The following is an 11,685-nucleotide window of genomic DNA, read 5'->3' on the forward strand; positions in this document are numbered from 1 at the left end:
CCAGATGGTTCTGGAACGCGGTTTGATGTCGCCGGACGACCTGGCCAACCTGTTGCGTCCCAAGGCCCTGACCCGTCCGACTGACCTGTTGCTGCCTGCAAGGGCCAATGCGGTGGCGTCGTCGGCCTGGGTGCGGGTCCCCGCTGATCGGTGGGGCGGGTCAGCCCTGGGGTGCCGCCGGGGCCACGCGGCGATGGCGCCGGCGGCCCGCATCACCCGGCAAGCGGTGGGCGCGACTGCAACGCCGCCCCCCCGCGCGAGATGCCGCCGGCCAGCGGCAGCAGATCGGCTTGCAGCGCGTGATAGATATCCGGCTTGCCGTTGAACTGATGGCGGGCCGGCTGGTTCGCATCGTCCAGTTCGGGCAGCCAGCCGCCGCGTTCATGGTCGATCAGATGCCGATCCGCAAAGCGCCACAGCCGGCGATACCAGTCCTCGTCCGCAGGTCGCGGGTCCAACTTGATAAGGGCAGCCAGCGCGCCGATCGCCTCGGTCACGGGCCACCAGTAACGCGCCCGCCGAGCCACCGATCCATCGGGTGCCAGCGTATAGATAAAGCCACCCCGATCCGCGTCCCAGGCATCCGTCAGCGCCTGTTCGACCAGCCTGCGCGCCCGTTCCGATGCGCCATCATCCGGGCGGCCCATCAGATCCCACAGTTGCAGTTGCAACCGCCCCATCTCGAAGGAATGGCCGGGGGTCGAGCCGGCGGGGCGGAACATCGGATTGCCCTCGTAGTCGCGGTCGATCTGCCAGTCCTCGGTATAATGTTCCGGTATCCGCCAGCCTTCGGCCGGGGCGATGCGGCCCAGGAAAAAGTCGAAGATACGCCGGGCGCGGGTCAGATAGACCGACTCGCCCGTGGCCTCATAGGCGGCCAGCAGCGCCTCGACCCCGTGCATGTTCGCGTTCATGCCGCGATAGGTCGAGAAGGGCTGCCAGTCGCGGGTGAACTCGTCACGGAACAGGCCGGCATTGTCGTCCCAGTAATGCCGGTCCAGCACCTCGGAAATATCGGCCAGCAGCCGGTCGGCATCTGCATGGCCGACCAGTTTCGCGGTCGAGGCCGCCAGCAGCACGAAAACATGCCCATAGGCCAGCTTGACCCCATCCACCGGCCCCTGGGCATCGACCGACCAGACATAACCACCATGCGAGGCGTCGCGGTGCCGCGCCCACAGATCCTGCATGCCGCGGTCGATGATGCCGGCGCGGTCGGGCCGGCCGGCCAGATGCCCCAGCCCATAGCTGTGGATCAGCCGGGTCGTGGTATGCAATTCCTGCGGGCCTGGCAGGGGGGTGCCTGCATAATCCAGCACCGCCAGCCCGCCCGCATGCCCAAGGCTTGCGTCAAAGAAATCCAGCTGCCGGCGCGCATCGCCGGCCAGATAGGCGCGGTGGGCCGGGTCATCCAGCCAAAGCCCGCTTTCGGTCGAGGCAAGCGTGTCGGACATGCAGATGCTCCTTATCCAGCGCATATCGGTGATAGCGCCACCATAGGCCCAGTTCGGGCGCTGTGAAATAGGGGCGCGTCAGATGAAGATCAGCGCATCGTCATCCAGCTGGCCGGGGGTGACATTCGTGACCAGGACCGAATTGCTGCCCCATGCGATCAGCGTGCCGCCCGCTGTGGCCGAGACCGAAACACCAGGCGCGCCGGGATTGGCCACGTCGATGCGGATCACATCGGCCTGGGCGTCGAAATCCACGATCCGGTCATTGCCGCTGTTGGTGTTGAAGTTGAAACTGTCCGCGCCATTGCCGCCCGCCAGCCAGTCGGCGCCACCGCCACCGATCAACGTGTCGTTGCCATTGCCACCCGCCAGCCGGTCATGCCCGCCGCCGCCAACCAGCAGATCATTGCCCGACCAGCCCGTCAGCGTGTCATTTCCACCCGCCCCGCCCAGCACATTGGCCTGGGTATTCCCTTGCAACCGGTCTGCGCCGGCACCGCCGGTCAGGTTCTCGATCCCGGCCAGCTGATCCGTGCCCTGACCCGTTGCCTGCACGCCGGTCAGGTTCAGGTTGACCCTGACCCCACCCGCCGCATCAAAGATCGCGGTATCGCTGCCAAGGCCGCCCAGCAGCAGGTCATTGCCATTATCGCCCGACAGCGTGTCATTGCCCGCGCCGCCGGTCAGCGTGTCGTGCCCCGCCCGCCCGACCAGCAGGTCGCGCCCGCCATTGCCGGCCAGCAGATTGGCGACGGCGCTGCCCTTCAGCACGTCATTGCCCCGATCCGCAGTCACATGCTCGATCCCGCGAAGGATGTCGCGACCCTGGCCGGTATTCTGCGGCCCCGTCACCATCAGATCGACCCTGATCGCCGCCGTGCCCGAGAACAGCGCAGTGTCAAAGCCCGCGCCGCCATCCAGCACGTCATTGCCCAGGCCGCCCTGCAAACTGTCCTTGCCGCTTCCGCCCGTCAGCGTGTCATTGCCCCCGGCCAGATCGCGCAGCAGATCGTCGCCCGCACCGCCATCCAGCCGGTTCGAGCGGCCATTGCCGGTCAGCCGGTCATTGCCGCCAAGACCCGCCAGATAGCCGCTGGCATCCACTGTCATCTGGTCGTTGCCATCGGTGCCCCGGCCATAGATCCGCGCCGCAACCCCTTCGCCATCGCTGTCGATACCCTCGTCCATATAGGCGACGATGAAACCGCCACCGACAAGGGCCTCGACCTCCAGCCCTTCCTGGTCGGTATATTCGTCCAGATCCACGCCGATCTCGAAGATCGGGCCAAGCGGCTGGCCCGAGGCGCTGAAGATGCGGCCATAGGCATCGTCGCCGATATCGCCGGGGGTCTCGGAATGCTGGGTCCAGACCACGACGATCTCGCCCGTCTGCAACTGGGTGATGCGGACATCGTTGAGAAGTTCATCCGTCTCGTAAACCAGCATTTCCGCCGTGCGCGCATTGCCGTTGCGGCCATAGAAGGCCATCACGATGCTGGTGCCATCGGCATCGTGATCGTTGCGATAATCCCAGGACCAACGCTGATGGACCATGACAAAGCCGCCATCGGCCGTTGCGGTCACGTCATAGCCGTAATTGCGGTTCGACCCGGCCCCGCCGATCGAGGGGGCCAGCCGGAAATCGGTGCGCAGCACGCTGCCATCGGGGTTCAGGATGCTGGCGCGGATGTCATTCTGGCCGGTCCCGGCATCGTCGATGGTCGCCTCGCTGTTCCAGATGATGACGGCGCGGCCATCGGTCAGGGTGGCACCGCGCGTCACCAGCTGGTCGAAATCCTGGATCACGGTGTTCAACAGGAAATTCTGGCCCTTCGGCTCGCCCTGGGCGGTATAGGCGCGGGCATAGACCTGATCGAAATTGGTGGTCGAGCGATCGGCACCGAACGAGATGACAAAGCCGCCATCGCCGGTCACGGTGACGACCGGCCGCACCGCCCTGTTCGAGGCGACGGTGTCGGCGCGGAAATCATCTTGCCGGATGCTGCCATCGGCATTCACGACCATCGCATGAATTTCCGTGTCGATGGTCAGGATGTCGTCATAATCGTCATAGATCCAGGTGATCACCATCCCGCCATCGGGCAGCTGCGTCAGTTCGGGCGAGCCTGACAATGTGCCGTCAGAACCCGCGATAACGAATTCGCTGCCGATCGGGCTGCCGCCGGCGTCGAAATACTGGCCGGCGACATAGGTGGCACTGGGGCCTTCGTCATATTCGTTCAGGTAGCTTTCCCAGACGATCAGAAAGCCGCCATCAGCCTGCGGCATGATGACCGGGCTTCGTTGCCAGTTCTTCTGATAGCTGTTGACAAGAAAGGGCTGACCCATGGTGACCTCGGTGACTGGTGAACACATTGCCTTGCGGCGGCGAGGTTAGGTCGGCTTGCAGGTGATGACAACGCGCCCCATGGAGAGAGCGCGGCAAACCGCCGGGCTGGCGCAGGCACGGTTTTGGCGAGTGGTCCGGCTATTGCCGGGCCAGCCATTCCGTCACGGTGCCGCGCAGGTTGGTGACGCCGCTGTCGCGTGCATTGTCGATCACCGCCCGCAGATCAGAGATCGAGACACGGCGGATCAGGTGCTTGACCGGCCCGATCGAGGCCGGGCGCATCGACAGCCGCCTGACGCCAAGCGCGGCAAAGGTCAGCGCCTCGACCGGGCGGCCGGCATCCTCGCCGCAGAAGGACAGGGCGACGCGTGCATCGTCGCAACGCTGCACGATCTGCTGGATGAAATTCAGGAACGAGGCGTTCATCGTGTCGTAACGCCGCCGCACCCGTTCATTCTCGCGGTCGGCGGCGAAGAAGAACTGTTTCAGGTCATTGCCCCCGATCGAGATGAAATCGCACATCTCGTAGAACCGCTTGGGCGCATAGACCATCGAGGGGGTTTCCAGCATGGCGCCGACGCGGATGTCACTGGGCATCTCGTGACCCAGGCGTTTTTCGCGGGCCAGTTCCTCCATCAGGATCTTATAGGCGGCCTCGTATTCGGTGATATCCGCGATGAAGGGGAACATCACATATAAGGGGCGGCCGACGGCAGCGCGGATCAGCGCCTGCAACTGCATCCGCAAGACGCCGCGCTTGTCCAGGCCGACGCGGATCGCACGCCAGCCCATTGCCGGGTTCGGCTCGTCCTGCGGCTTCATATAGGGCAGCACCTTGTCTGACCCGATATCCAGTGTGCGGAACATCACCGGCTTGCCCTTGGCGCTGTCCAGCACATGCTCATAGATCGCCGCCAGTTCCGCCCGCCGCGGCACCTTGCTGCGGGTCAGGAACTGCAATTCGGTGCGGAACAGGCCCACACCCTCGGCCCCCGATCCTTCCAGCGAGGGCAGGTCGGCCATCAGCCCGGCATTCATGTAAAGCTGAATGGTCGTGCCGCAGGTGCCCGTGGCGGGCAGGTTGCGCAGGCTGGCATAGCGGTTCTGTGCCTCGGCCTGCATGGCCATCTTGTCACGAAAGGCGGCGGCAACGGTTTCTTCTGGGCGCAGATGGACCACGCCCTGATCGCCATCGACAAGGATCGGGTCGCCGTTCAGCGCCTCAGAGGTGATGCGGCCGGCATGGATGACCAGCGGGATCGCCAGCGCACGGGCGACGATGGCGGCATGACTGCCGACGCTGCCCTCTTCCAGCACCACGCCCTTCAGCTTGCGGCCGTAATCCAGCAATTCGGCCGGGCCGATATTACGGGCCACCAGGACCGGGTTTTCAGGCATCTCGGCACCGGTATCGCTGCCTTGTCCGGTCAGGATGCGCAGCAGGCGGTTGGACAGATCGTCCAGATCGTGCAGCCGGTCGCGCAGATAGGGATCGGCGGCGCGTTCCAGCCGAGCGCGGGCCAGCGACTGTTCCTTTTCCACGGCGGCCTCGGCCGACAGGCCGCGCTGGATATCCTCTTCCATCCGCGTCAGCCAGCTTTTGGAATGGGCGAACAGGCGATAGGCCTCCAGCACCTGCATATGGTCGCTGTCGGCATCTATGTCGCTGTCGGCCAGCATCGCATCGACACGGTCGCGCAACTGGCTGACGCCGGCGCGCAGACGCTCGGCCTCGGTTTCCGGGTCGTCGCCGACGGGGTTGGCGACCACGACGCGGGGTTCGTGCAGCCAGACCCGCCCCTCGGCCGCGCCTTCCTGCCCGGTGCCCCCGCGCAGCATGACCGGAAAGCGATGCTCCAGCGGCAGGGCATCGGACTGGCTGCCCTGAAAGGCGCCCAGCTCGGCCATTTCGGCCAGCACCATGGCGACCACTTCCAGGCCATAGATCTCGTCTTCCGAGAACAGGCGCTTGTCGCGCGATTGCACCACCAGCACGCCCAGCCTTTCGCCGACGCGCTGGATCGGCACGCCAAGGAAGGCGGGAAAGATCTCCTCGCCGGTTTCGGGCATGAAACGGAAGCCGGGTTCCGAGGGCGCATCGGCGGTGTTGATATTGCGCCCGGTGCGCGCCACCCGGCCGACCAGACCCTCGCCAAGGCGCAGGCGTGTCTTGTGGACGGATTCGGGCTTCAGCCCCTCGGTCGCGCAAAGTTCCAGCGTATCGGCATCGCGGAACAGATAGATCGAGCACACCTGCGTGCCCATCGAATCGGCAATGTCATGGGTGATGCTGTCAAGCCGGTCCTGGCTGCCGCCAGCCGATCCCAAGGTATCACGCAGCCGCCGCAGCAGCTTGCGTGAATCACTGTCCCTGCGGTCAGGCATCATCCCCCCAGATAGGACCGGAAGCGCGCCAGAACGGAATGATCCGCCGCAGCCCCTGCCGGTTCAGGCTTTTTCCAACTGGAACGCATCATGAAGGGCCTGAACGGCCAGTTCCATATATTTGCGGTCGATCAGAACCGAAATCTTGATCTCGCTGGTCGAAATGACCTTGATATTGATGTTTTCATCGGCAAGTGCCTTGAACATCCGCGCCGCAACGCCGGCATGGCTGCGCATGCCGATGCCTACGACGCTGACCTTGGCCACGTCGATATCCACGATCAGCTCGTCATACTGGATCGCGCCGGACTGGCGGGCCTGTTCCATCGCCTTCTTGGCGCGCTCGACCTGATTGACCGGCACCGAGAAGGTCATGTCGGTCACCGAACCCGGATGATCGTCATAATCCTTTTCGGAAATGTTCTGCACGATCATGTCCACATTCACCCCCGCCTCGGCCAGGGGCGCGAAGATGGCGGCGGAAATGCCGGGGCGGTCCTCGACCGTTACCAGCGTGATCTTGGCTTCGTCGCGCGAATAGGCGACGCCATTGACGACTTTCGATTCCATGATCTCTTCCTCATCGCAAACCAGCGTGCCTGAATTTTCGTCGGTATCCTCGAACGAGGACAGCACCCTGAGCCGCACCTTGTAACGCATCGCCAGCTCGACACTGCGGGTCTGCAACACTTTGGCACCCAGGCTGGCCAGTTCAAGCATTTCCTCGAAGGCGATCTTGCCCAGCTTGCGCGCCTTCGAGGTGATGCGCGGGTCGGTGGTATAGATGCCATCGACATCTGTATAGATGTCGCAGCGTTCCGCGCCGAATGCGGCGGCAAAGGCCACGGCAGTGGTGTCCGAGCCGCCCCGGCCAAGCGTGGTGACACGTCCGTCGGGGCCAAGCCCCTGAAAGCCGGCCACGACCGCGACCTTGAAGCCTTCGGCGAATTTCTGGTCGATATTCTGGCGCGGAATGTCGACGAAACGGGCCGCCGAATGCTGCGCGGTGGTGTTGATCGGCACCTGCCAGCCCTGCCAGCTGCGCGCCGGCACGTCCATTTCCTGCAAGGTCAGCGCCATCAGGCCTGCGGTCACGTTCTCGCCCGAACTGACCACGGCATCATATTCGCGCGCATCGAACAGCGGCGAGGTCGATTCGACCCAGCCCACCAGCTCATTCGTCTTGCCCGACATGGCGCTGACAATGACGATGACGTCATAGCCGCGTTCAACCTCGCGCTTCACCTTTTCGGCGGCGTTCTTGATGCGGTCGAGGTCGGCCACCGAAGTGCCGCCAAATTTCATGACCAGAAGCGGCATTCCATGCCTCCAGCGCAGGGGTTAGCTTGTCGGCGGGGCTTTTATGGGCGGGGGGCGGAAAGGGCAAGGGGCAATGCGGGACTGGCTGCGATCCCGGTCCTTGCGGCAAGGGGCCGACCAAGCGGCGCAAGCCGCGACCGATCACCGCAGCCGCCGCCGCAGCCGGGTTCTCAATTCGCCTTTTGACGCGGCAGGAAGGGCAGGGGGGCAATGGGCACGCCGTCCTCGATCAGCTTTTTGGCATCCTCGGCACGCGCCTCGCCATGGATCGAGCGGCTTTCGCTGCGCCCTTCATGCATGGCGCGGGCCTCGTCCGCAAAACTGAGGCCGACATAGTCCGAGTTCGTCTCGACATGTTCGCGCAGCTTTTGCAGCATGGTTTCATGGTCGTTTCGCGGCTCGGTCAGGGTGCCGGGATGCGGTGCAGGATGCGGCTCGCGCATGCGGTCGGACGATTGGGCGGCCGGTGCCATAAGTGCTTTCTCGACCTCGGACGTGCCGCAGATCGCGCAATTGACCTGACCGGCAGCGCGCATCGCATCGAACCCCTGGGACGAGCGGAACCAGCCGTCGAAGTCATGGCCTTCCTTGCAGCGCAGCGCATAGCGGATCATGCGGGTTTCCTTTGCCTATTCCGACATCATATCGGAATTTGGCGCCGATTGCACAAGATCACCGATCCGGGTCAGCAGCGCGACGGGATCGCCGGCCCGCGCGTCCAGCAGGCCGCGCGCCGACTGTCCCATACGCCGCAGCTGCGTCGGATCGGCAAGCAGGCCGGACAGGGCCGGGGCCAGGTCCGCCGCCGCAACCTGCCGCGCCGCGCCGGCGCGGTCCAGCGCGGCATAGGATTCGGTGAAATTCGACACGTTGGGGCCGTGCAGGATGGCGCAACCGAACGCAGCCGGTTCCCAGGGCGTGTGACCACCGTGATCCATCAGCGAACCGCCGGTCAGGCAAATGCCGGCGCGGGCATACCACAGCGGCATCTCGCCCAAGGTATCGGCCAGCAGCAGCGGTGCATCCTCGGCGCCGTCGGTCCGGCGGGCGAAATCCAGCCCGCGGGCGGCGATCAGCGTCGCCATCTGATCCGCGCGTTCGGGATGGCGAGGCGCCAGGATCAGTTGCAGATCGGGATGGGCGGTGCGGGCGGCAAGATAGGCATCCAGTATCGGCTCGTCCTCGCCCGGATGGGTCGAGGCGGCCAGAAGCACCCTGTCACGCGCAGCCGATGGCGGTGGCGGGGCGATCTTGGCCGGGGCCAGCAGTTTCAGGTCCAGCCGGGGCAGCAGCGCCGCACGCGGCAGGCCAAGCGCCAGCAGCCGCGCCTCGCTGTCGGCATCCTGCGCCGAAAGCGCCCCGACCTGGCGCAGCACCGGCCCGATCACCCCCGGCAGCCGAGACCAACGCCGGGCCGAGCGTTCGGACATGCGCGCGCCCACGATCACATGGGGAATGCCCCGTGACGCCAGCAGGCGCGCGCGCGTAGGCCACAGCTCGGCCTCGACCGTTATGGCAAGGCGCGGGCGCAACGCATTCAGAAAGCGGGTGGTGCAGCCGGGCAGGTCCAGCGGCGCCAGCATGGCCGGCCAGCCCTGCGAGCGGGCGCGGGCCAGGCCTGTTTCGCTGTTTGTCGTGACCAGCAGGCTGTGGCGTTCCGCCAGTGCCCGGATCAGCACGGATGCCGAATTGACCTCGCCCACGGATGCCGCGTGGACCCAGACCTCTGCCGGCCCCGGCAGCGCATCCATCATCATCCGCGCCCGCAGCCGGTCGCTGCCGCCCAACAGCAGGCGGCCACGCAGCACCGTCTCGGCCAGGCGGGTGGTTGCGGTCAGAAACATCGGGTCAGGATCATCGCATTGGGCCGGATTTGCGGCGGGTCGGTGGCCAGCGGCGCGGCCAGGCGGGTCGAAGTTGGAGGTGGGTACCGGAATCGAACCGGTCTTCACGGATTTGCAATCCGGTGCGTAACCTCTCCGCCAACCCACCGTCCTTCGAGTGGGGTTGGGATAATGGATCGGATCACAGCTTGCAAGCCGCGATCGCGCGGCGTTGCCCCTTGGCGGCTTTCGTGGCAATAACGTCTGAATACCAAGGCCGAGGGTTTATCTGCCATGCCAGATTTCGCAATCAACCGCACCATGATGGTCGATACTCAGGTTCGTCCGAATGATGTCACCCGATACCCCCTGATCGAGGCGATGCTGACGATCCCACGCGAGGAATTCGTGCCGGATTCCCGCCGGGGTGTCGCCTATTCGGGCGAAAACCTGCCCATGGGCGGCAACCGCGTCCTGCTGGAGCCGCGGACGCTGGCCAAGATGATCGAGACGCTGAACATCGAGCCGTCCGACCTGATCCTGGATCTGGGATGTGGCTATGGCTATTCCGCCGCCGTGCTGGCCCGGATGGCCGAGGCCGTCGTCGCCATTGAAGAGGACGAGGATTTTGTCCGCGAGGCCGAACATCGGATCAGTGCGGCCGGCATCGACAATGTGGTTGTTCTGCGTAACCCTCTGGTTGCAGGATATGCCAAGCAAGGCCCATATGACGCCATTCTGATCAGTGGCGGCGCAGTCGAAGAGGTGCCGGAGATGGTGACCGAGCAGTTGAAGGAAGGCGGGCGGATTGCGGCGCTGTTCCTGGAGGGTAATCTTGGCGTTGTGCGCAGCGGTCTGAAAGTGAATGGCCGAATCAACTGGCGCTATGCCTTCAATGCCCATGCACCTTTGCTGTCGGGCTTTGCTATCACCCGTGGATTTGCACTATGAGCCGCCGTTTCCTGAACCGCCTGGCCACCGCAACGGCCCTGACGCTGCTGACCGCGCTGCCGGTCGCCGCCGAATCGCTGGCCGATGCCATGGTGGCGGCCTATCGCACTTCACCGTTGATGGAGCAGAACCGTGCTGTCTTGCGCGCCGCGGATGAAGATGTGGCCCAGGCCATCGCCACATTGCGGCCGGTAATCGACTGGTCGGTGTCGCACACGCTTCAGCGGGGCGGTGTCAATATCAGCTCGTTGGGGCTGACCGCGCAGATGACCATCTATGACTTTGGCCGGTCGCAGGTGGCTATCGACAGGACCAAGGAACTGGTTCTGGCGACCCGCCAAAGCCTTATTTCGGTCGAGCAAGAGGTTCTTTACACCGCCGTTCAGGCATTCTTCAACGTGCGCAGCGCCACCGAACAGGTCGAACTTCAGGGCAACTCGGTCCGGTTGCTGCAACAGGAACGTCAGGCCGCACAGGATCGGTTCGATGTGGGTGAGATCACCCTGACCGATGTGTCGCTGGCGAACGCGCAACTGGCGGCATCACGTGCGGCGCTGGCTTCTGCGGAAGGCCAGTTGGAAATCGCGCGCGAAAGTTATCGTTCGGCCACCGGTGCCGCGCCGCGCAGCGCGCTGAATGCGCCACCGCCCTTGCCTCAACGCCCGGAATCGCTGGATGCGGCGCGCAATCTGGGCCAGCGCAATCACCCGGCGATGAAACAGGCGCAGCATCAGGCCTCTGCTGCCGAACTGGGGGTCGCTGCGGCCAAGGCTGAACGCAATCCGAGCGTGTCCGCGCGGGCCGAGATCGGTATCACCCGCACGCTGTCGCCAACCGCTTCTGATCCCGACAACTATGGATCCAACCGCAATGCGGAGGCCTCGATCTCCATGTCGCAGAGGCTGTATTCTGGCGGTCAGCTGTCATCGCTGCTGCGTCAGTCCATGGCGCAGCGGGACCAGTCGCGCGCCAGCCTGCTGAACGTGGCTCGGCAGATCGACCTGGCCGTGGGCGAGGCCTGGGCGGGCATCGACGTTTCGCGCGCACAGATCCGGGCGATCGACGAACAGATTGCGGCTGCGCAACAGGCCTATGACGGCGTGCGCGAAGAGGCGACATTGGGCGCCCGGACGACGCTGGACGTTCTGGATGCCGAACAGTCGCTGCTGGAGGCGCGCGCCGACAAGATTACGGCCGAAGCCGAGTTGCAATTAGCTCATTATCAACTTTTGGCTGCTATGGGTCTGCTGACGGTAGAAAACCTGAAGCTAGGGATCCCGACCTATGACCCATCGGAATACTATAACGCGGTTCGCGACGCGCCCTATACCAGCCGGCAAGGGGAAAATCTGGACAGGGTGCTGCGCGCCCTTGGCCGGGGCAACTGACCCCCTGAACATGG

General features: G+C 64.7%; 8 protein-coding genes and 1 tRNA gene. 2 read left to right on the plus strand and 7 right to left on the minus strand.

The window, feature by feature from the left end:
• Window positions 1-212: 212 nt before the first annotated feature.
• From FNJ84_RS08010 to FNJ84_RS08040, 7 genes are all read right to left on the minus strand, one after another.
• A complete protein-coding gene (locus tag FNJ84_RS08010) occupies window positions 213-1,454 on the minus strand; it encodes an AGE family epimerase/isomerase (protein WP_143792530.1) in 1,242 nt (413 codons plus the stop codon).
• A gap of 78 nt (window positions 1,455-1,532) precedes the next feature.
• Entirely contained in the window at window positions 1,533-3,830 is a 2,298-nt protein-coding gene (locus tag FNJ84_RS08015; RefSeq protein WP_143792531.1) for a calcium-binding protein, read from the minus strand.
• A gap of 112 nt (window positions 3,831-3,942) precedes the next feature.
• A complete protein-coding gene (gene ptsP, locus FNJ84_RS08020; protein ID WP_143792532.1) occupies window positions 3,943-6,189 on the minus strand; it encodes a phosphoenolpyruvate--protein phosphotransferase in 2,247 nt (748 codons plus the stop codon).
• A gap of 63 nt (window positions 6,190-6,252) precedes the next feature.
• Window positions 6,253-7,509, minus strand: a complete 1,257-nt coding sequence (locus FNJ84_RS08025) for an aspartate kinase (protein WP_143792533.1) — start codon at window positions 7,507-7,509, stop codon at window positions 6,253-6,255.
• 170 nt (window positions 7,510-7,679) lie between these two features.
• Window positions 7,680-8,123 (minus strand): DUF1178 family protein, encoded by a 444-nt coding sequence (locus FNJ84_RS08030; RefSeq protein WP_143792534.1) that lies wholly within the window; start codon window positions 8,121-8,123, stop codon window positions 7,680-7,682.
• 15 nt (window positions 8,124-8,138) lie between these two features.
• Window positions 8,139-9,353 (minus strand): 3-deoxy-D-manno-octulosonic acid transferase, encoded by a 1,215-nt coding sequence (locus FNJ84_RS08035; RefSeq protein WP_143792535.1) that lies wholly within the window; start codon window positions 9,351-9,353, stop codon window positions 8,139-8,141.
• Window positions 9,354-9,427: 74 nt separating this feature from the next.
• A tRNA-Cys gene (locus FNJ84_RS08040) sits at window positions 9,428-9,501 on the minus strand.
• A 125-nt stretch (window positions 9,502-9,626) separates the two neighbouring features.
• Between FNJ84_RS08040 and FNJ84_RS08045 the strand changes: the two genes are divergently transcribed.
• Together FNJ84_RS08045 and FNJ84_RS08050 are read left to right on the plus strand one after the other, a co-directional pair.
• Entirely contained in the window at window positions 9,627-10,283 is a 657-nt protein-coding gene (locus FNJ84_RS08045; RefSeq protein ID WP_143792536.1) for a protein-L-isoaspartate O-methyltransferase, read from the plus strand.
• Window positions 10,280-11,671, plus strand: coding sequence for a TolC family outer membrane protein (locus FNJ84_RS08050; RefSeq protein WP_143792537.1), 1,392 nt, complete (start codon window positions 10,280-10,282; stop codon window positions 11,669-11,671). Before FNJ84_RS08045 ends, FNJ84_RS08050 begins: the two co-directional genes overlap by 4 nt.
• Window positions 11,672-11,685: the final 14 nt, after the last annotated feature.

The organism is Paracoccus sp. M683 (genome assembly GCF_007096355.1).
In the GTDB taxonomy this organism is placed as follows: Bacteria; Pseudomonadota; Alphaproteobacteria; order Rhodobacterales; family Rhodobacteraceae; genus Paracoccus.